Genomic DNA, 21,002 nt, shown 5'->3' with positions numbered 1-21,002 from the left:
ATTAGAATGGCGCATTATACAAAAGAAAGCCCTGCGGGAATACCGCAGGGCTTTAAGGATTTGAGCTAAAAGTGAAAAATATTATTTACGTTTAGCGTGTAACTTATAAATGAGGTTACTTGTTATCAGCTAATCCATCTAAGAAACGTTCAGCGTCTAGCGCAGCCATACAACCAGTACCAGCAGAGGTAATCGCTTGACGGTAGTTATGATCCATCACATCGCCAGCGGCAAAGATACCTGGAACACTGGTTTGCGTCGCGTTACCTTCAAGCCCTGATTGAACGATGATGTAGCCATCTTTCATCTCTAATTGGCCTTCGAACATTGAAGTGTTTGGCTGGTGACCAATCGCAATAAACGCGCCCATCACATCAATTTGTTCGATAGCGTCTGACTGAGTGTCTTTAATACGAACGCCAGTCACGCCCATATCATCACCAACAACTTCATCAAGTGTACGGTCAGTGTGCAGAACGATGTTGCCGTTTTCTACCTTATCCATTAGGCGCTTAACGAGAATCTTTTCAGCGCGGAAGGAGTCACGACGGTGAATCAAGTGAACTTCAGATGCGATGTTTGAAAGGTAAAGCGCTTCTTCAACCGCAGTATTACCACCACCAACGACGGCGACTTTCTGGTTACGGTAGAAGAAACCGTCACAAGTGGCACAAGCTGAAACACCGCGACCCTTGAAGGCTTCTTCAGATTCTAAGCCTAGGTACTTAGCAGAAGCACCTGTCGAAATGATTAAAGCATCACAGGTGTATTCGCTGCTATCACCCTTGAGACGAAACGGGCGCTGACTAAAATCAACCTCGTTAATATGATCGAACAAAATTTCAGTTTCAAAGCGTTCAGCGTGCTCTTTCATTCTGTCCATCAAACCTGGGCCAGTTAGACCTTCAGGATCACCAGGCCAGTTTTCAACTTCAGTTGTGGTGGTTAATTGTCCACCTTGCTGCATGCCCGTCACTAGAACAGGGTTAAGGTTAGCGCGAGCAGCATAAACTGCTGCTGTATAGCCAGCTGGTCCTGAACCTAGGATTAGAAGGTTGCTATGTTTTACGTCGCTCATTTGTGCTCCATTAGCGGTGACGCTTTATCATCTATTTGAGTTCGATTGTATGGAATATATGGGGGCTTTTAAAGCGTTAGCAAGGCAGGGGAATGTAATAATTGGTTATAGATTAGAACGCAAACGTTAACTTATCGAATAGAGATAAAACTCTAACATATTGATGAATATAGTGATTTATAAATAGACTAGTGAAGTCATCTAGTTTTCGACATTGCGACTTTCTTAAACTGGTTTATGTCTCTAACTTTTTATTATTTTATAGTTTATGCGTCTTTATTTTAATTTTTGATGGATTGAAATGCTAAATAAAGTTGATCTCCCGATATATATGCGCAAATAATAAATGTGAACAAGATGTTAATTATAACTAAGAGTATGTACCTTCATTAAGGAGATGATGATGCTGCATCAGCGAGAAACAACCCTACAACTGACTAAGTTAAGTGATTCTGCCATTTCTCAACTAGCCCCTTCTTTTATGCACCTGCCGCATACAGAGCACGCAGATGGGAAATTTCGCCTCAGACGTTATTCAGTGGTTGCACTTCAAGATGGTCAGGTCGTCGACTTGAATAAGAACGAGTTTATGCAAACGGACGATATAAACCGCTTCCAAGGAAATGTAGTTCGCCAATTTGAAGGTATTGAAGCATCTATCCTCGAAAGTGACGGAATGCGAGAAATGTGTTCTATGTTCGCTGCATCGAACCAGTTGCAAAATGGCCAAGAAATAGAAATTCACCAAATCCGCATTTCTGCGATTTACGATGAAACGCAAGTGGCGCCAGAAGGTGTTCACCAAGATGGCTTTGAACATATCGCGTTGGTCGGTATGGGGCGCCACAATATCGAAGGAGGAGACATCATGCTGTACAACAGTTTTAATGAAGCTCCATTCTTCCGCAAAGTATTATTAAGCGGTGAAGTCGCGATGCTTGCAGATAATAAGCTTTGGCACAATGCCCAGCCAATTCGTTCCGTAATTGAAGGCAAAGAAGGCCATATGGATGTTTTTGTTTTAACTGCAAAGGGCGCTGTTAATGAGCTTCACTCCTAACCTATCAAGAGCGCAGTTTAGCGCGTTAAGCCAAACGCATAATGATTTGCCGGTTATTTTTCTCGATGGGCCGGGTGGGTCGCAAGTACCTAAATCAGTATTAGAGGCGATGCAGGCGTACTTAGGCTTCTTCAACTCAAACTTAGGTGGTCACTATTTTTCGAGTCGAAACACAACGGATTTAATGCAGCAAGCGCGTGAGCATGCTCAAGCACTGGTCAATGCTGAATCGGCTGACAACATGGTGTTTGGCGCCAACATGACCTCTTTGACCTTCCAATTGAGCCGTGCGATTAGCCGAGGTTGGGAATCTGGAGATGAAGTAATCGTTACAGCGCTCGATCATTACTCGAACGTATCGAGTTGGCAACAAGCGGCGGATGATAAAGGGGCCGTTGTACACCAGGCTCGTGTTAACGAAGCGAATTATGGCCTAGATATTGAACATCTTCTGTCACTGATTAACGATAAGACTAAGTTGGTCGCTTTGACTTTTGCTTCTAATACCACGGGATCAATTGTTGATGTTAAACGTGTGGTAGAAGCAGCGCATGCTGTTGGCGCGATGGTGTATGTAGATGCTGTCCATTATGCACCGCACCACCTTGTTGATGTGCAAGCTTTGGGTTGTGATTTCTTAGCCTGTTCAGCGTATAAGTTTTTTGGTCCTCACGTCGGTATCGCCTATGTCGCGCCGAAATGGCTACACGCTCTTCACCCATACAAAGTTGAACCTGCTACCAATCAAGGGCCGGGTCGATTCGAAACGGGGACACAGAGTTTTGAAGGGCTTGCAGGTGTCATCGCTGCGGTGAAATATTTGTCACAATGGGGCAAGAGTGCTGACTCACTAAGAAAGCGTCTGGTTGAGTCGTACAAACAATTTAATCAGCACGAATCTGCAATCAGTGAACGATTCTTATCGCGTTTATCTGAACTAAGCGGCGTTACCTTATGGGGAGAGCTGCAAGCTGACTGCGAACTGAGAACGCCAACGTTTGCTTTAACGTTTGATAACCATTCACCAATCGAGATTGCCAAAAAGTTAGGCGAGCGAAATATCTGTGTTTGGAATGGGCATTTCTACGCGCTAGGTTTGGTGCGCCAACTTGGCTTAGAAGAAAGTGGTGGTGTTGTTCGCGTAGGGTTTATGCACTACAACACATTAGAAGAAGTGGATATCTTCTTTGATGAATTGAAAATTATCTTGGACCAATAAAGCTAAACAAAAAGACCTCCAATTGGAGGTCTTTTTACTAGGTAGAGACTTCAACCTCGTAGGAAGTAAACTTCCTGATGTTAATCACACCCGTATCAAAAATCATGTACTGACCTTTGATGCCTTGTAAAACGCCCGTGACTTCAGGGTTCTTATCAAAGTTGTGTGAAGTAATCTTAGTTGGGTGTTGATTGACCGGGTAACTGATTGGTGTAATCGCTTCGCTCAGGATTTCAATTGCATCATCACCAAATTGCTGTTTGATTTCAGCAATCTTATCTTCAACAAGAGGAAGTAGTTCTGCAAAACGAGCTTCCAATTCCATTGGCTCGCCATCGCCTTTTAACAGGGTGCGCCAGTTGGTTTTATCAGCGATATGCTTAGCAAGCTCAACTTCGATTAGGCCAGAGATAAAACGGGTTTTAACCTTAAAAATCGGTAGACCTTGGGTTGCGCCTTGATCGATCCAACGAGTTGGAATCTGGGTATGTCGCGTAATACCGACTTTAAGGCTAGAAGTATTTGAGAGATACACAAAGTGATCCACCATACAATTCTCTTCGCCCCATTGCGGCTCGCGGCATGTGCCTTGATCGTAGTGGCAAGTCTCTGGCTTCATGATGCACATATCGCAGCTTGCTAGCTTCTTCATGCAAACAAAACAGTGACCTTGAGAGTAACTTTTCTTCGTTTTTTTGCCACATGCGCTACAAAAAATGTTGCCAGTGTGAGTGAGTGTTAAACGCTGTCCAATGAATGGGGCTAGGTCGACGAGTTCATCACCAACCGGTAATCGATAGTGGACGGTATTTTCGAGAGAGGCGCGCATTTTACTTAGCGTACCTTTTGCTAATAAAGACATGACATTGCTCTTGCAGTATGGGCTTAACCCTATTGTATTTTAGCCAAACAGTGTAGCAGGTTTTGTATCGTTACTCAGGTATTCCGTTAAATCCTCGTACATTGTTCAGAAGCGGTTAATAATTCGACTATTATTGAATATAAGCTACCTCTTTATGAGTGAATTCATGTTTTTATTGATTTCTCAACAATAAAAACAAGGTAAAATTGGAACCAAGGTTGCATAATACGCGCTGAATGAATTCTGTTTAGATATTGGTTTCTTGTGGGTGCTGAGTGAAGTTAATACACAAAATCATCTTTGGTATGGGCCTAGGGACCATCTTGTTAGTGCAGCTGTATTGGATGCACGGAAGTAGTCTTATTTATAAAATCTCACCGAGCAAACTGACTTATTTGTCGACCAACGATCAGTCCCAAGGTGGCATTTCTACATCGAAACTCACGATTGATGGAGAGCAAGCGACACTGGAGTGTGAACTGGCTAAATCGCCAAGTTACAGCTGGCCTTATTGCGGTATTTCAATCAACTTAGGTACATCCGATCATCAAGGTGTCAACTTAGAGAAGTTTCACACTATTCGAATGAATATCGATTTTGAGCAACTCGACAGTGATGCAGATCCAAGCCTGCGCTTTTACCTGCGCAATTACAATGAAGCTTATTCGACCAAGGACAACGAATATACCCAGAAGTACAATGGGGTAGAGTTTAAACCCGGAACTGGCCAAGGTGTTATCGAGATACCGATTGCCAACCTACAGGTGATGACGTGGTGGTTGGCAGACAATAACATTTCAATTGATCATTCAGCTCCAGAATACACCAATACGACTAAATTCGAATTGGCAACGGGCTCAGGCCACCATGATGGGCGCTACCGGATGGTAATCAACAGCATTGAGTTTGTTGGTCATTACATATCTGGTGAAAAGTTAATGCTTGGTCTGCTGGTATTTTGGGTCTCTTTGGCGCTTATCTACAGCATTGTCGAAATTCGTCGCAGCCATCAACTGATTTTACAGGCTCATTTTAGACAAGATCACCTTAAAAAGCTCAATCGTAGCTTGAAAGAACAGAACGTCCACTTTGCCGAGTTAGCCAACCGTGATGCCTTAACTGGAGCAATGAACCGTCACTCAATTCGTGAATGGTTAGATGTGAACTTTGAAAAAGAGGCCAATACAGCCAAGCTTTTGTCAGTGCTCTATCTTGATATCGACCACTTTAAACATGTTAACGATGAGTATGGTCATGGTATGGGTGATGACATCTTACGAGAGTTCACCATGGTCGTGCTGTCTGCTTTGAGCCCGAGCGAACGCCTTGTTCGATGGGGTGGTGAAGAGTTCGTCGTATTCTGTCCTGGAGTCCCGTTATCTGATGCTACTGAGCTGGCAGAGCGAATCCGTCATAAAGTAGAAGCGCACATTTGGGTACATGGAGATGCATTAACCACCAGTATCGGTGTGGCGAGTCTAGGTAATGAAAGAACCAATGAGATGCTTACTCGTGCTGATGAGGCTTTGTATTTAGCGAAGCGCAAAGGCCGAAACCGAGTCACGGTCAGTGAGTAAGCTCAGGCACTTGTTCGGTTTCTTCTAAAGAGAGCTCCAATTCTGTATCTGCGCTATCATTGTCAGCACTGAGAATGGGCTCTTTTGGACCTAAGAATTTTGGCTTAGCGTTTATTACGTAGATATCCAGTACTGCTTTAGCCCTAGCGAATATTTCTCGTACTCGTACTTTCCAACCTGAGTGGCGAGAAGGACCTGGCACGGCAAAGCAACTCGCATTAATGTTGTGTGACTTGGCAATGAATAAGGCGCGTTCACAGTGAAATTTCTGAGAAATGATAAGGAAGTTATCGGTGTCGAAAATTTCCTTTGCGCGTACAACGGAATCTAACGTTCGGAAACCAGCATAATCCAGAAAAATTTTCTCCTCTGGGACTTCTGCTTTCAATAGGTCCCGTTTCATTGTCCAAGGCTCGTTGTATGAGCGATGGGCATTGTCACCACTTAATAAGAAGTGAGCTACTTTTCCTTCCTTGTACAGTTCTACCGCAGCATCCATACGGTGTGAATAGTATTCGTTGAGGATCTTACCTAGGTATTTACTCGTTCCTAGCACGACAGCCACGTCAAACTTATCTATTTGTTCAACATTGGTAAATAGCTGCTCTCGAGCTTGGTACGAAACCCATCGGTCGATGGCAAACAGTGATGCCGCCAGCACGAGTGCAAATACCGGCAGCCAACTCACAAGCTTGATAACTTGCGTCCAACTGAGCCATGTTGATTGTTTTCGGTGGAATAGTCTTCGCACTAGATTTGCCGATTCCTTTGAGCCCATAGGCCTATTACTACAAAAGTGATTACAACGCCGCTAAACATAATACCCGACTCGAAAGAGCGGAGTGTCCGGGATAGGTAAGGTGTTGCTTTTACTATGATTAAGCCGTATCCAAACGCATTAATCAATATGAAAGCGAATGTCCGAATCACAAAGTTATAAGGCCTTAACACTTTTCTCAATAGTGCATTAATTTCGCCACCTGCGACAACGAGCGCGCATGCAATCAGGGCGGTCGAAATTTCATTCAGGTATGGGACAAGGTAATTCCCTAGTAAGTTCAAATATTCCATGAATTTCGTGAAGTGATTCCTCGTGAGGGTAGGATACCACGAACTGATAAGAGCGAGTGAGCTTAGCACTTATTGATATCTTGTATGAATTTTCTGATAAATCCATTAATCACTACTTATTATTAATCGTCTTTTGACGATAAAGTCGACTGTGTGCAACTTGTTTCGAAATGTTATATTGTTCTGACAAAATGTTGCTATTTTTAGGTTTATTTGACATTAAGCTTACAAAACTCACTTACCCCCTTTGAAACTGTGTTACTGATAAATGTAATTAATACTAAAAAAATAAAAAGCAGTGGGAAGTATAATGAGTGGTGACATAAAATTCGTTGGGTGTATGGCTTTATTAACCTGTTTATCTTTATTCATATATTTAGAGATGGATGGCAGAAAAAGATTAGAATTATTTCCAGGTCAATTTCCTATATCGGTGGAAGATGATTCAATATGGGGTGGGGCTTCCTCCTCATCATTGAATATTGTTGATGGTACAGCTTCAATTAATTGTGAAATTAGAAAAAGTGCGTATGAGTGGCCGTACTGTGCCATGGGGATTGACATTGCAAGCATTAAGAGTGCAGGTGTCGATCTTAGTGAGTATGAATACATTCGCTTAAATATCGGTGGTGTTGGTGACACAACCAATTGGTTTGCGCGCTTGTTCATTAAGAGCTTTGGTGAAAGCAATCCTAGTATAAATACTTCATTTTTACACAAGTACAATGGTATTGAGTTTAATGCACGCAATCAGGTTGTCGATATTCCAATTGATAAACTTGAAGTAATGAACTGGTGGCTGATTAATAATCGCATGCCCATTGAGCACTCAGAACCTGAACTCGATGAAGTTTCAGTTCTTCAAGTTGCAACGGCTTCTCAAATAAAAGAAGGCAACTACCATTTTTATATTCGACAGGTTGAATTGGTTGGTCACCATATAAGCAAAGTCACATTTGTCTCTATTTTGTTGTTGGTTTGGCTTATTTACGGGCTATATGCCATTGCCTATGAAATCATCATTAACAGAAGGAAGATCAAACAATACCAAAGTCGACAAGAGTGGTTATTAAATAAAAATGAAGCGCTTAAAGAGCAAAATCAAATATTTGCTGACATGGCACACCGAGATCCACTGACAGGGTTTTTTTAACCGCAAAGGGATACGTTTCTGGTTGCAAACTCAAATGCAATTACTGAAGTGGGAAAGCCGACAACTGAGTGTGTTGTATATCGATATCGATGGTTTTAAGCAGTTTAACGATCAACATGGCCACCAGTTAGGTGATGACCTTCTTCGACAGTTTGCGGTCACTTTACAAGAGTTGATTGAGCCTTGCGATCATGTTGTGAGATGGGGCGGCGAAGAGTTCCTGATATTTTGTCCAGAATTGGATGTCACCCAAGGCTGCGAGTTAGCAGAACTTATTCGACAGCGGACGATGAATTCAGAATGGTTTAATAACGTAAAACTCACCTGCAGTATCGGTGTTGCTAAGATAGGAAGAGACGGGTATCAGAACGCGATAATTAAAGCTGATGAAGCACTCTTCTCAGCGAAATCGAAAGGTGGCAATCGCGTCGAACTGGCTGAAAATAAAGCCATCACAATGACTGAGTTAGAAGTGTTTGTTTAATTCGTCTAACTCAAACTAAACACTGACAAACAAAAAAGCCCAGCATCTCTGCTGGGCTGTTTGATACTTACAGCAATTAGAAAGCGGTACGCTTGTACTTGCGGTAAACCGGCTGCCAGAATGAAGCGTCAATCGCCTCTTCCAATGCTTCGTCGGTGATTTCTAGTGCCACACCTTGCTCAATCGCCTTCTTAGCAACAGCAAATGCAATCTTCTTAGAAACAGAGTGAATCGCTTCGAGAGGTGGAAGTAGTGCACCTTGACCATTGATTGCTAGAGGAGAACACGTTGCAAGAGCTCGGCTTGATTCCATTAGCATTTCGTCAGTAACACGTTTCGCTTGTACAGCAAGTACACCTAAACCAATACCAGGGAAGATGTAGCTGTTGTTACATTGAGCGATAGGGTAAGTCTTACCTTCATGCACCACTGGGTCGAATGGGCTACCTGTCGCAACAAGTGCTTCGCCGTTCGTCCAACGAACAATGTCATTAGGTGTCGCTTCAACACGGCTAGTTGGGTTCGATAGTGGGAAGACAATCGGACGAGCACAATGTGCGTGCATCTCTTTGATGACTTCTTCGCTAAATAGACCTGGTGCGCCAGATACGCCAACCAATACTGTTGGTTTAGCATTGCGCATTACATCCAGTAGTGAGTAACCGTTACCTTCTGATTCCCACTTAGCAGTGTTCTTATGTTTCTGAACAAGGCGCTGTTGGAAATCGAGCAAGTTAGGCATACCTTCTTGCAGTAAGCCCCAACGGTCAACCATGAATACTTGAGAACGAGCTTGTTTGTCACTGATACCTTCCGATACCATTTGCGCGATGATCGCTTCTGCAATACCACAACCAGCAGAACCCGCACCTAAGAAGGTAACGCGTTGGTCAGACAGTTTGCTGCCCGCTGCTTGACATGCTGCAAGTAAAGAACCAACAGTCACTGCGGCTGTACCTTGAATATCATCGTTAAAGCAACAAACGCGATCTTTATAACGCTCAAGTAGAGGCATCGCGTTTTTCTGAGCAAAATCTTCGAACTGAATTAGTGCATCAGGCCAGCGACGCTGAACGGCTTGCATAAACTCTTCAACGAATGCGTCATATTCTGCGCCTGTGATACGCGGATGGCGCCAGCCCATGTACATAGGGTCAGCTAGACGTTGCGGGTTATTAGTACCGACATCTAACACGATCGGAAGTGTGTAAGCTGGACTGATACCACCACAAGCGGTGTAAAGCGCCAGCTTACCAATCGGAATACCCATACCACCGATACCTTGGTCGCCTAGACCTAAGATACGTTCACCGTCAGTGACAACGATTACTTTTACGTTGTGGTTTGAGGCATTGTTAAGAATGTCATCAATGCGGTCTCGGTTAGCGTAAGAGACAAACAGACCACGGCCACGACGGTAGATGTTCGAGAAGTTTTCACATGCCGCACCAACGGTTGGTGTATAGATGATTGGCATCATCTCAGAGATGTGGTTTTGTACCAGACGGTAGAATAGAGTTTCGTTAGTGTCTTGAATGTTGCGTAGGTAGATGTGCTTATCCATATCGCTTTCGAAATTACGATATTGTTGGTAAGCGCGTTCCACTTGTTCCTGAATTGTTTCAGTATTTTCTGGAAGCAGACCTTCTAGGTTAAATGAGCTTCTCTCTTCAGCTGAAAAAGCACTGCCTTTATTAAGGAGTGGGGTGCTGAGAAGCGCAGGGCCTGCATATTGGATATATAGAGGGCGTTTATCGTTATTCATCACATGCCTATAGTAAGGTTTAGGGTCGACAGACCTTTGGGAACAGGAACATAAAAATGATAGGGATTCGTTGTCGTATTGTAAACTGAATATTCCTGCATTCTGGCACAGTTTACGTATATAATTTCGTGCTTTATCCCAACAGGTAGCTTAGTCCATGTCTTGCTTGCCAATCGATAGCCTCAAATCTCAATTCTTAGCGCAAATCTCGTCGCATCACCTGATTGTGGAAGCTGAAACAGGCTCGGGAAAATCGACCCGTTTACCACTGTGGGCAGCAGAGAAAGGGCGGGTGTTGGTGATAGAACCTCGGAGAATTGCCTGTACGTCGTTGGCACAGTTTCTAGCTGAAGAGAGTCAGCAACCACTCGGTAAGCAAGTCGGCTATGCGATCAAGCTTGAAACGCGTTACGACGAAGAGACTCAAGTGGTGTTTGTGACCCCCGGTGTTGCATTGCGTTGGTTCTCTGAAGACAAGCTTGCTAATTTCGATACCATTATTGTTGATGAGTTTCATGAAAGGCGCTGGGATACCGACTTACTGGTGGCACTGCTCAATGATTGGCAGCAGCACCGACTGGTTGTCACCTCTGCAACCATTGAAGGCGATAAGTTGGCGACTTATGTTGGCGCAAAGCGACTGCAAGCGAGCGGACGAAATTATGATGTCGCGATCGGCTATCGCGGTGGTGACTCTAGGCAATTGCCGGACGCGAGAAACCTAGACGAAAAAGTCAAACAAGAGGTACTTGCTCTATCTGATATGGAGGGGGATATTCTCATCTTCCTTCCTGGGCGTAAGGAAATCGCTCAATGTATGAGTAAGCTATCTAATCTTGAGGGTATTGTCGCTGTTCCTTTACATGCATCGGTGACAGATGAGCAGCGACAGCTCGCATTGAATACTCAACCTTACAAAAAAGTGGTTCTTGCAACTAATGTCGCTGAAACGTCTTTGACGATCCCAAATATCGTCGCGGTGATTGATTCCGGTTTAGAGCGCAGAACTGAACAAAGAAATGGTCGTACGGCTTTAAGTTTAAAGCACATTTCTAAAGCGAGCGCGAAGCAGAGAGCAGGGCGCGCGGGTCGCCTAATGGATGGTGTTTGCATCCGTTTGTATGGTGAACACGCGGCTTTGGCTGCGACTACGCCTCCAGAATTACATCGAGAAACGCTCACTGAAGCGATGTTAGCGTCTTCAAGTTGTGGCAAAGCGATGACGAAGTTAACTTTCTTAGAGCCTTTGCCTGAGAAATCCGTCATACAGGCGATAGAGGTGCTGCGTAAGATGGAGGCGATTGACGAAGCTGGCATCGCGACTGAGCATGGCAAACGTCTCTATCCATTACCAATTGATGCGCTATATGCGGATCTCGTCACTCGCATCGATAAAAAGGCGCTTAAGGAAGCCATGGTCGATATGACCGCTGTGCTTGCAACTCCGGCAAGCCTTTATCGTTATTCGAACAGCGAAGAGCAACAAGAGAAGCTTGCTCAAGAAGAGCCCTTCGGTTGTGATGCCCAATTGGCGATTGCTTTGATTCGTGGGGAGTCCTTCTCTGGCATCAATGTCGATAATGATGTGTTAAAAGAAGCGCAGGCATTAGCCAAGCAGATGAGAGAGGCATTCGAACTACCTGAGCTTTGTGTTGCTTCACGTTACAGCCACTGTGAACTGGTCGACGCAATCGCAGTACTCCATCCTGAGTTGGTTTTTGTTAGACGAGTCAAGCGTCGGGAAGCCTTCGCCAATGGTCTTTTGGAAGTCACTCTCGGGCGAGATAGCCGCTTACTTGATAAAGTGGAAGCGGCATTGGTGCTTGATACCCATAGCTTACCAGGCCGAGGAGTTAAACAAACACTCAATCTAGCCACGTTTACCATGCCAATAGCACAAGCCAAACTCGCTGGATTGGGCATAGGTGAGTGGGAGCAAGCAGAGACACAGCTTATTGATGACGTGCCTCATGTTGTGATGCACTTGGTCTACGCGGGTAAAGTTATCGCGACTAAAACAGAGATGGCGAAAGGGGAGCTAGCAATTAAACCCATGATTGAAGCGGTAAAAGCGAACACAATCATGCCGGGATTTGCCAAGTTAAGAACTGAGCAGATTGAACACTGGAAAATCTATACTGCACTTGGATTAAACAGTGAAAGCTCGGAGTCCACTCAGCTTACGTTTGACTCATGGTTTCACGAACAGCTTGCCACGCTAGAGCTGGCTGATATTGAAGAGCTGCAGTTGTTTAACGCCGAGGATTTCGTTTTTGATGGTATACCTTACTGGGAATATGAAGACTTTGCGCAAACTTACCCGTTTGAATTAATGCTGGGCGACTTAAATCTTGACGTTGAGTATCACGTTAACAAGAAACTGGTCTGTGTCGTGTATCGGGATGGGCTGCGTAAAACCTATCCAAAACGTTGGGAGCTCCCAAGGTGGAATGGCTGGCGAGTGCAATACAAAAAGGCCAGTAAAGTCGTCGACATCAAGTAGTGCATTTTGATGTATATTATTCGGTAATAAAAATATTAAACTTCGGAAACTGCATGGCGTTTTGTTGTGTTGATTTTGTTACAAAGTGTGTTTTTATATAGCTTTTCTAGCTCTTTTTTGGGTATAAAAGATGATTGTTTTATATCCTATTGCTATAACAAAGCTTATGAAGGATATTGAATACACTGTGTTGCCGACATTACGGGGGATGATATGGAACATCTAGGCAAGACAAGTGTTGTATTCGACTATACTTCTTTTCTCGGTGCTTCTTGTAGTAAGAAATGGACATTCTTAGAGGCAATGAGTACGTTTGCTCCGATCTTTAGTTTAGCTTGGAAGAATACGATAAAAGAAACTATCTCGGTTGAAGACCGCTTGTGGGATCAGGCAATGAAGTCGTTGTCTGCCAATCGTAGCGATGAGTCAAACATCGTAACCTTACTTCAACTAGCACAAACTGAAGGTATTGAAGAGTTAAAACTCGTGATGCCTTATGAGTTAGAGGCAGAACAACTAGAAAAAGTCCGCTCTAAGATTAACGTAGAAATCTCTTCATTGTCTCAAGACGAGCTCATGATTAAGTTCTAACCAAAAAAGATCTCCCAGTGAGATCTTTTTTAGTTTTCACGGTTCATAAGATAGCGCTCGATCATAAATCTTACTATTACTTCAGTAACTTGCCGGATACTTAGGCTATATTTCTAACTGTTGTTCTAATTCATCTATACACACTTTAACGGTCAAACTCCCAAAGGTATGGGGTTAGCGTGAAGGTAGTTGGAGAGTCACAGGGGTTATAATGGAATTAAAACTAAGCTGGGTATTGGCACCTCTTCTAGTCGCTGCATCGTTTCCATCATTGTCGAGTCCAGAAACAAATGAGGTTAAGTACGACTACGTTTATGCGGATTTAAGTGCGGGTTCATTGAATGAAAACCTTGGGGTAAATAATAACGTGACCGCATTGTCTATAGGCGGCAATTACCTATGGACTGACAACGTTTTGCTTACGCTAGATTATACGGCAAGGTTTATCCACCCGAGTGCGACGACGACAGAATTCTACACGTTGCTTCCCGGTGTCGCTTATCGCTACCCGTTACTCGACAAGCTTGATGTCGTTGCTGGTGCTAAGTTGGGCTATTTATGGGCTTCACAAACTCTAGACGCAACCGATCAGGAGTTGTTTAAAGATAACGAAATGATGTGGGGCGCAAGCCTTGAGTTTAAGTATGCGCTAACCAAAGCATGGGAACTCGCAATGCGAGGTGAGCTGAATAGCAGTGACTTGGCTGACGTTGGTGTGTTCCATATGCGTGCTGACTATCAATTTAGCTCTAACTTAAGTGTTGGTGGCTTTTATACTCACAGAGATGGCGACTATCAGACTGCTGAGATTAACGGAAATGCGACCACTAACGAAGGCGGTATCTCGCTACGCTACCTGTATTAATTCAATTTTCGAAGTCTAGAATCAAAAAGAGCCAGCAAATAGCTGGCTCTTTTAATTTGTCGCAGTGCTATTAAAGAACAGCAGCGATGCCTTTACAAAGTGGCAGCATGTTTGAGCGAGTCATACCAGCAACACTGATTCGGCCAGAACCAACGATGTAGATAGCGAACTCTTCTTTTAGGCGATTAACTTGTTCTTTAGACAGGCCAGAGAATGAGAACATGCCGTTTTGACGTTCGATAAAGCTAAAGTCAGCGTCGACGCCTTGCTCTTTCAACGTAGCCACGAATAGTTCGCGCATAGCTTGGATACGATCGCGCATTTCAGCGACTTCCGCTTCCCATTCCGCACGTAGTTCAGCGTTGTTCAGAATATGAGTTACAACGGCACTACCGTGTGCTGGTGGGTTAGAGTAGATAGAGCGAATAATTGCTTTTACTTGAGAGAATGCAGTCGTAGCAACTTCTTCAGACTCAGCAACTAGTGTGAAGGCACCAACACGCTCATTGTATAGGCCGAAGTTCTTAGAGAATGAACTCGCTACTAAGATTTCTTTGTTGTATTTAGCAAAAATACGTAGACCTTGCGCATCTTCTTCAACGCCCTTTGCGAAACCTTGGTAAGCAAAGTCGAATAGTGGTAGAAGTTTTTTATCAGCAACAAGTTTCGCTAATGTTTCCCATTCTTCAGCTGTTGGGTCAATACCAGTAGGGTTGTGACAGCAGCCGTGCAGTAGAACGATATCGCCTTCTGCCGCTTTCTCTAGGTCAGCGACCATAGATGCAAAGTCTTTGTCTTTCGTTTCAGCGTTGTAGTAGCTGTATTGTGCAGTTTGGATACCCGCAGCAGTGAATACACCGTTGTGGTTTGCCCATGTCGGGTTACTGATCCAGATTTTAGCATCACCTAACTGACGCTTAATGAACTCACCAGCGACGCGAAGCGCACCTGTGCCACCTGGCGCTTGAGCGGTTTTTGCACGTTTGTCTGCAACGATCTCTGCATCAGCACCGAATAGTAGTTTTTGAACCGCTAATGCGTATTCTGCTGTCCCTTCGATTGTTAAGTATGATTTGGTTTTTTCCGTTTCAATAAGCGCAGCTTCGGCCTTTTTTACCGTCGCAAGAACAGGTGTCTCACCTTGTTCATTTTTGTAAATACCAACACCTAGGTTGATCTTTTCTGAGCGAGCGTCTTTTTTAAACTCTTCAGTAAGGCCTAGAATCGGGTCCGCAGGAGCCGCAACTACTTTTTCAAACATAATCGTCATCCGTGTTAATCGAAGGGAAGATATAAATAACTCGTTTATTTATACCTGTCTAAACGATGAGTGACAACAGCGAAAGGAAGAAAATAGTGAAATATAAACGTTTAGCGTTTACTCAGGTCAATTTGAGGGATTTAAAACAACTATCCCTTTCACTTTTATGTGTAAAGGGATAGAAGAACACATGGAATTGATGAGGGAATCAAGCAGGGCTCGAAGTTAACAGTTGGAGCTGTTCACGCTCAAGTTCATTTTCTTGTTTTTCAAGCCCACGATATTTGTCAGCGATCGCAACAAACTCATGCTCTATGGCTAGGAAAGCGTCTACGATTTGCGGGTCAAAGTGCTGGCCATTTCCTTCAAGGATAATCGATTTCGCTTTGTCATGACTGAAGGCTTTTTTGTATACACGTTCGGAAATAAGTGCATCATAAACATCGGCTAATGCCATTAATCGACCTGAAAGGGGAATTTCTTCGCCTTTTAAACCGTTAGGATAGCCTTTACCGTCCCACTTTTCGTGGTGAGTCAGGGAAATTTCCTTAGCGAGCTGTAAGAAGGAGTTGCTACCAAGTTGTTGCTCGGCCATCGATAGGGCTTTAGCACCAATCTCGGGGTGTCCTTTCATTACTTCAAATTCTTCATCAGTTAACTTCCCGGGTTTTAGTAGTATCTGATCAGGAATACCAACTTTGCCCACATCGTGCAGCGGCGCGGATTTGTAGAGGAGTTCGATGTAGCTGTCAGTAAGCAAGGCTTGGTGCTGTTCAAATTGGCTGAGATATTGCGCGAGTGCTCTGACATATTCTTGGGTTCTTAAAATATGTGCGCCGGTTTCATTGTCGCGTGACTCAGCCAGAGCCGATAGGCTAATGATCGCCACATCGCGAGTTGTTTTCACTTCTTCTTGGCTCGACTGTAAGCTGTCCAGCATTTCATTGGTTAATGACGCCATGGAACCTAACTCGTCATGCTCAAAAATAGGCAGTCGGGTATTGATGTTCCCTTTAGTCACCTCCACCAATGAGCATTCTTGAGCCAAGAGGATTTTATGCATAAGTTTTGACCACAACACCATAATGGTGATGGCATAGCCACCTAATACAAATGCAATATAGATAAACTCTTTGATCACACTGATCTTGCCGCTGCCATCCAGTACACGGTCAGGGTTGTGCTCTAGCCAAAAAATGTCTTTAACGGCAACCATTGCGAGCATCGTCGACAGAGTCACTAACAACAAACTCACCATGATGATCATCTGTTTGACCATAGATTGGCGTTCGCCGCTTAGTTCAAAGTTACGACGCTGTTGATTGGAAAGGTTGTCAAATTGAGCAAGCTTAGCGGTCAACTGTAAGATTAACCCAGTAAAGAAACCAAATAGCGTCATGCCGAGCAGCACTTTTAAATTACTATCAAGCGGAAAGTCATAGTGAAAATTGTAAAACAGAGCAAGAGGGATACTGGCTAAGAAAAACAGGGTTGCATCAAGTCTAGCAAGTCGGTTTTCTTTAACCAGAGAGTGGTCTGGTAATAAATAGTGACGGAATAAAAAAACGATCCCATAGGTGACAGAGATATGGAAGAGTATCTGGCTAGCCGTTAATGTTTCGAGCATTGGGCAAACGCGCCCACCATAGATACCAAAAATCAGTGCAGCTACTACGTAAAGTTTGAGTGTAAGAGGTGCGTTATAGTTTGAATTCACCATCATCTAGCCCCTGCGCCTTTAATTTCCGCTATGAATAAGAATAGTATTCATAACTACTAGTGATAAAGACCCGGCATGATATCGCCAAATTTCATCTATGAATACTTTTTTACAACATTAGTTGTAGATTTGGCTTCGTACTAAAGATTAGTACAGCTGAGGGGGGAAAGTATGGTAGTAAAGTTCCATGCCCGGATTGGCATGGAACCGGTGTTAGCGCTTGAAGAGAAGCTACTTCTTGAGATTAATTTCTGACTCGCGAGCTTGAGTTTCAATGTCAGGAGTAGAATTTAGCTTATTTTTAGCCCAATCATTGATATGAGATAGAATCGCTTTGACTGCGTGTTTTTCAGTTGCCACTTCACCATCTGTGACATCTAGGTCTTGCTTTGGATGAGAGCCTGTTGCGTCTTCTGCGATATGTAGCCAATCAGGGTGCCAGTAATAAGGCTGGCCGCTTGGTGTTGTCCAGCTATGAACGCCGTTGCTTTCGCCTTTATACTCGATATGTGATGAATCGTATTTTTTCATTATTCTTATCCCTGTTATTAAGGTTAATTGGATCACTTTAACCTGATAAATGTAACAGAGTTTTAAAGATTTAATGTGATATGGCGCAACAAACAGGATGCGTTAAAAACTAATCTTGCTGACGAGAGATAAGTAACTCTTTGATTTTGTGAACTATGATATGGTTCGGGTAAGAAAGAGGGAATAATGAACCGATATCAACAGCTCGCACAGCAACTTAAAGAACAGATTAAATCGCAAACTTGGAGAGCAGGAGAGAAAATCCCGTCGATCCGAGCGGCAAGCCAAAGCTTCTCTGTAAGTCCTGCTACTGTCCTACAAGCCTATCAACTATTGGAATCTGAAGGGTGGCTTAATGCGCGCCCACAGTCAGGTTACTTTGTTACCGCAATACTTGAGAGAGGTAATGAAGCTGAGTCAGAAGATCCTCCAGCACTGCCTAAGTTCAATGACACGCTGTTTGACTTCCTTCAATCGAATAGTCGAGCGTCTGTGGCACTTGGCTCGGCGTTCCCTGACCCGAGCTTATTTCCGATCGCGACGTTAAATCGTCATCTCGCGAGCGCTGGGCGCAAGATGTCTGCGCAAAGCGTGGTATCGAATATGCCACCTGGCAATGAAGACTTAAGACGACTGATTGCTCAGCGCTATCTCAAACAAGGGGTAGATGTTTCACACCAAGATATTGTCATTACTTCTGGTGCACTTGAAGCGCTTAACCTCAGCTTACAAGTGGTGACGAAGCCGGGAGATTATGTCGCAATTGAAACGCCGACTTTCTATGGTGCATTACAAGCGGTAGAGCGGCTTGGCTTAAAGCCCATCGAGATCCCAGTGGACCCCAAGCAGGGCCTAAATATCCAAGTATTGGAAGAAGCGTTCCAAAAGCACGACATCAAAGCGTTTTGGCTGATGGCCAATTTTCATAATCCAACCGGGTCCACGTTAAGTGATGAAAAGAAACAAGCCGTTGTGCAATTGGCTAGTCAATACAAGGTAAAGCTGATTGAAGATGATGTCTATTCAGAACTGCACTTTGGCAATGATAAGCCGAAACCGCTTAAGGCTTGGGATCATAAAGAAGATGTCTTGCTCTGCGGCTCTCTATCTAAAGCGCTGTGTCCTGGTTATCGAATTGGTTGGGTGGTCAATCGACTGTTTAACGAACCAATTCAAAAGCAGCAATTAATTTCCACTTTATCGGGCAGCGCGCCAATTCAACAAGGCGTTGCGCACTTTTTGACTCACGAAAGCTTTGATAATCACTTAAGGAAGTTACGTAAAGAGTTGGAAGTGAGACAAGAGTACGTTGTCTCTTTGCTTAAGCGATTATTGGCGGAGCGAGTGGCAATCCATGTACCCAGCGGTGGGTATTTTATCTGGATAGAATTACCAAAGCATATCGATACGCAGAGTTTATTTAATGTCACTCTCGAACAAGGCGTTACCTTTGGTTTTGGGGGGCTATTTGGTGACAATAAGCTGCACGGCAACTTTATTCGATTGAACACATCATTTAAACCGAGCTCAGAACTTGATCGGGCGTTGAAACTTATCGCATCGAAGATAATGGAGTAACTGCTTGGTTAATTTTTGCCGTAACTGTACTGCTGGTTAACTCACTGTTTATGCTGAAATAGCGAGAGTTGTTTAAGTGTGGTGACAGTATGGAAAAGCAGAACATTAACAATGAAATTCGTCTGATTGGCGTAGCCATTGTACTCGCGTTGCTCTTAATTGTGGGGCATTTGATTTTAGCCAAATCATTTGAAGGAATCGCTTGGGTAGAATATACGGCGGCAGCGATACCTTTTGTCATGTTTGGTTTATGCATATTTGGAATACATTCAGCGGCGCGTTCTAATCGCTCGGATTAATCGAAGGGCTAACCAGCAAGGTTAGCCCTTGGGTTATTTAGTGACGCTATCTTGGGGGAGGTGAGAAGGGGCTGTATCACTTGGATAGATCCCCATCAAGTCCTCCGCGTTTTGTAGCCAATCAGGGTGCCAGTAGTAGGGTTGGCAACCTGACGGATGATCCCAATCCATAGGGTGTTCATGCCTACCGTTGTATGACAGGTCATCTAATCTGAACACTCTCATAATATACGTCCTCTGCAGTGCTCTAGAACATTATAATTATGAGCCAAGTTTTTCCGTTTGTATAATGTGTGCACAGCCTCAAGCTCCCTCAATAATCAGCTGAAGCCAAACCGAAAAGAACTCATCTTCTGGGTTTTCGACCTTAGGTCAATTTACAACTCTTGAAGCTCATTGGAGTATTGTTGATATGCTGCAACAGTATTTTGAGTAATGATGCATTTATCAATAATGAACATTTCCTTAATATTTATGTCGAATTATTGATCAACGTAAAGCATAAGGAAATACGATGAAAATTCTTGCTCTCATGTTTGCAGCAGCCCTGGGAATTAGTGCTCCTGTTATGGCAGATCTACAACTGATGAAAACCATTCCTAACTTACCAGGAGCGGAATCGATCGTTTACGATCAATCAAAACAAACGTACTTCGTTTCCCTTCAAGCGGGTGATAAAGCCGGAGATGGCTCTATTGTCGCATTGAATAAAGATTTTCACTTTATTGCGACAGTCGCAAGTGGTCTGGAAAACCCTAAGGGTATTGCATTGGCCGGCGATACTTTATTCTTCGGGGATATGCAGTATTTAGTTGAGGTTGACTTGTCGTCTGGCGAAATCATTAAGCACGCCGCGAAAAATGCTCAGTTCTTAAATGATGTGGCAATTGATGACAATGGCGACGTCTATGTTTCAGATATGTTTACCTCAGTCATTTACAAACTGTCTGAGAATCAAGTGACGACTTGGATTGACTCGCCGGAGCTAGAAAACCCGAACGGACTGACCTTTATTGATGGCGATCTCTACGTTGCGGCCTGGGGTTATTTCAATGACGGTAATCCTATTGAAGCCCCTCTTGGACGAGTGCTAAAAATCGACCCTAAAACTAAGAAGATATCAGCCATCACCGAAAAACCACTTGGAAATTTAGATGGTATTCAAGTCGATAATCGCGGCGACTTGCTTATTTCTGACTGGAAACAGGGAACAATCTACTCAGTATCAAAACAAGGTCAATCACGTATGTTGGTAGACTTACCAAGAGGCGCTGGTGATATCTATTATGCGCCGAATACGTATCAACTCTTCGTCCCAATGGCATTGGAAGGTGAAGTGTTAGTTTACCGCAATATCAACCTATAGATTTTTAGCCCCAAGCTTC

20 protein-coding genes are annotated in these 21,002 nt (G+C 43.7%); 11 read left to right on the top strand and 9 right to left on the bottom strand.

Going from position 1 to position 21,002, the window contains the following annotated elements; genetic code table 11:
• Positions 1-115 precede the first annotated feature (115 nt).
• Entirely contained in the window at positions 116-1,078 is a 963-nt protein-coding gene (gene trxB / locus ELS82_RS00510; protein ID WP_134833726.1) for a thioredoxin-disulfide reductase, read from the bottom strand.
• A 403-nt stretch (positions 1,079-1,481) separates the two neighbouring features.
• Here trxB and ELS82_RS00505 point away from each other — a divergent pair, with 403 nt between their 5' ends.
• Together ELS82_RS00505 and ELS82_RS00500 are read left to right on the top strand one after the other, a co-directional pair.
• Positions 1,482-2,138, top strand: a complete 657-nt coding sequence (locus ELS82_RS00505; RefSeq protein WP_134833725.1) for a 2OG-Fe dioxygenase family protein — start codon at positions 1,482-1,484, stop codon at positions 2,136-2,138.
• Entirely contained in the window at positions 2,122-3,357 is a 1,236-nt protein-coding gene (locus ELS82_RS00500; RefSeq protein ID WP_134833724.1) for a cysteine desulfurase-like protein, read from the top strand. The genes ELS82_RS00505 and ELS82_RS00500 overlap by 17 nt, the downstream gene beginning before the upstream one ends.
• Positions 3,358-3,394: 37 nt before the next feature.
• Here ELS82_RS00500 and ELS82_RS00495 read toward each other — a convergent pair whose 3' ends face one another.
• Complete coding sequence (locus ELS82_RS00495; RefSeq protein ID WP_134833723.1) at positions 3,395-4,219, bottom strand: DUF2797 domain-containing protein; 825 nt, start codon at positions 4,217-4,219, stop codon at positions 3,395-3,397.
• 305 nt (positions 4,220-4,524) lie between these two features.
• Between ELS82_RS00495 and ELS82_RS00490 the strand changes: the two genes are divergently transcribed.
• Positions 4,525-5,796, top strand: a complete 1,272-nt coding sequence (locus ELS82_RS00490; RefSeq protein WP_134833914.1) for a GGDEF domain-containing protein — start codon at positions 4,525-4,527, stop codon at positions 5,794-5,796.
• On the opposite strand, the gene ELS82_RS00485 is transcribed toward ELS82_RS00490, so the two are convergent.
• Both ELS82_RS00485 and ELS82_RS00480 read right to left on the bottom strand, forming a co-directional pair.
• Positions 5,786-6,574 (bottom strand): SanA/YdcF family protein, encoded by a 789-nt coding sequence (locus ELS82_RS00485; protein ID WP_208733115.1) that lies wholly within the window; start codon positions 6,572-6,574, stop codon positions 5,786-5,788. The two genes, ELS82_RS00490 and ELS82_RS00485, sit on opposite strands and share 11 nt — an antisense overlap.
• Positions 6,547-6,867 carry a DUF3392 domain-containing protein gene (locus tag ELS82_RS00480; protein WP_134833721.1) on the bottom strand — a complete coding sequence of 107 codons (321 nt, stop codon included), beginning with the start codon at positions 6,865-6,867 and terminating at the stop codon, positions 6,547-6,549. Before ELS82_RS00480 ends, ELS82_RS00485 begins: the two co-directional genes overlap by 28 nt.
• 310 nt (positions 6,868-7,177) lie before the next feature.
• On the opposite strand from ELS82_RS00480, the gene ELS82_RS00475 reads away from it, so the two are divergent.
• Both ELS82_RS00475 and ELS82_RS00470 read left to right on the top strand, forming a co-directional pair.
• On the top strand, positions 7,178-8,020 hold the full coding sequence (locus ELS82_RS00475) for a CIA30 family protein (protein ID WP_134833720.1): 843 nt from the start codon (positions 7,178-7,180) through the stop codon (positions 8,018-8,020).
• Between the two features lie 34 nt (positions 8,021-8,054).
• Positions 8,055-8,504, top strand: coding sequence for a GGDEF domain-containing protein (locus tag ELS82_RS00470; RefSeq protein WP_134833719.1), 450 nt, complete (start codon positions 8,055-8,057; stop codon positions 8,502-8,504).
• A 76-nt stretch (positions 8,505-8,580) separates the two neighbouring features.
• Here the strand turns inward: ELS82_RS00470 and ELS82_RS00465 are convergent, their stop codons facing one another.
• The gene (locus ELS82_RS00465) at positions 8,581-10,269 is read right to left on the bottom strand and encodes an NAD-dependent malic enzyme (protein ID WP_134833718.1); all 1,689 of its coding nucleotides are present in this window, start codon (positions 10,267-10,269) and stop codon (positions 8,581-8,583) included.
• Between the two features lie 157 nt (positions 10,270-10,426).
• Between ELS82_RS00465 and ELS82_RS00460 the strand changes: the two genes are divergently transcribed.
• The 3 genes from ELS82_RS00460 to ELS82_RS00450 all read left to right on the top strand — a co-directional run bounded on the left by ELS82_RS00460 (position 10,427) and on the right by ELS82_RS00450 (position 14,228).
• Positions 10,427-12,772, top strand: a complete 2,346-nt coding sequence (locus tag ELS82_RS00460; protein WP_134833717.1) for a helicase-related protein — start codon at positions 10,427-10,429, stop codon at positions 12,770-12,772.
• Between the two features lie 213 nt (positions 12,773-12,985).
• A complete protein-coding gene (locus ELS82_RS00455) occupies positions 12,986-13,363 on the top strand; it encodes a hypothetical protein (protein ID WP_004414353.1) in 378 nt (125 codons plus the stop codon).
• Positions 13,364-13,574: 211 nt separating this feature from the next.
• Positions 13,575-14,228, top strand: a complete 654-nt coding sequence (locus tag ELS82_RS00450) for an outer membrane beta-barrel protein (protein WP_134833716.1) — start codon at positions 13,575-13,577, stop codon at positions 14,226-14,228.
• Positions 14,229-14,298: 70 nt separating this feature from the next.
• Here ELS82_RS00450 and ELS82_RS00445 read toward each other — a convergent pair whose 3' ends face one another.
• From ELS82_RS00445 to ELS82_RS00435, 3 genes are all read right to left on the bottom strand, one after another.
• On the bottom strand, positions 14,299-15,489 hold the full coding sequence (locus ELS82_RS00445) for an amino acid aminotransferase (protein WP_134833715.1): 1,191 nt from the start codon (positions 15,487-15,489) through the stop codon (positions 14,299-14,301).
• Positions 15,490-15,697: 208 nt separating this feature from the next.
• Positions 15,698-17,209, bottom strand: coding sequence for an HD-GYP domain-containing protein (locus ELS82_RS00440; protein ID WP_167489187.1), 1,512 nt, complete (start codon positions 17,207-17,209; stop codon positions 15,698-15,700).
• Positions 17,210-17,440: 231 nt separating this feature from the next.
• Positions 17,441-17,740 (bottom strand): hypothetical protein, encoded by a 300-nt coding sequence (locus ELS82_RS00435; RefSeq protein WP_134833713.1) that lies wholly within the window; start codon positions 17,738-17,740, stop codon positions 17,441-17,443.
• Positions 17,741-17,926: 186 nt separating this feature from the next.
• Between ELS82_RS00435 and ELS82_RS00430 the strand changes: the two genes are divergently transcribed.
• Positions 17,927-19,318, top strand: coding sequence for an aminotransferase-like domain-containing protein (locus tag ELS82_RS00430; RefSeq protein WP_134833712.1), 1,392 nt, complete (start codon positions 17,927-17,929; stop codon positions 19,316-19,318).
• 89 nt (positions 19,319-19,407) lie between these two features.
• Complete coding sequence (locus ELS82_RS00425) at positions 19,408-19,617, top strand: hypothetical protein (protein WP_134833711.1); 210 nt, start codon at positions 19,408-19,410, stop codon at positions 19,615-19,617.
• 33 nt (positions 19,618-19,650) lie between these two features.
• On the opposite strand, the gene ELS82_RS00420 is transcribed toward ELS82_RS00425, so the two are convergent.
• Entirely contained in the window at positions 19,651-19,842 is a 192-nt protein-coding gene (locus ELS82_RS00420; RefSeq protein ID WP_134833710.1) for a hypothetical protein, read from the bottom strand.
• A 289-nt stretch (positions 19,843-20,131) separates the two neighbouring features.
• Between ELS82_RS00420 and ELS82_RS00415 the strand changes: the two genes are divergently transcribed.
• Positions 20,132-20,983, top strand: coding sequence for an SMP-30/gluconolactonase/LRE family protein (locus ELS82_RS00415; RefSeq protein WP_134833709.1), 852 nt, complete (start codon positions 20,132-20,134; stop codon positions 20,981-20,983).
• The last annotated feature ends 19 nt before the right edge of the window (positions 20,984-21,002 follow it).

The organism is Vibrio ouci (assembly GCF_004551525.1).
Taxonomy (GTDB): Bacteria; Pseudomonadota; Gammaproteobacteria; order Enterobacterales; family Vibrionaceae; genus Vibrio; species Vibrio ouci.
This window is presented reverse-complemented; position numbering and strand designations above follow the sequence as displayed.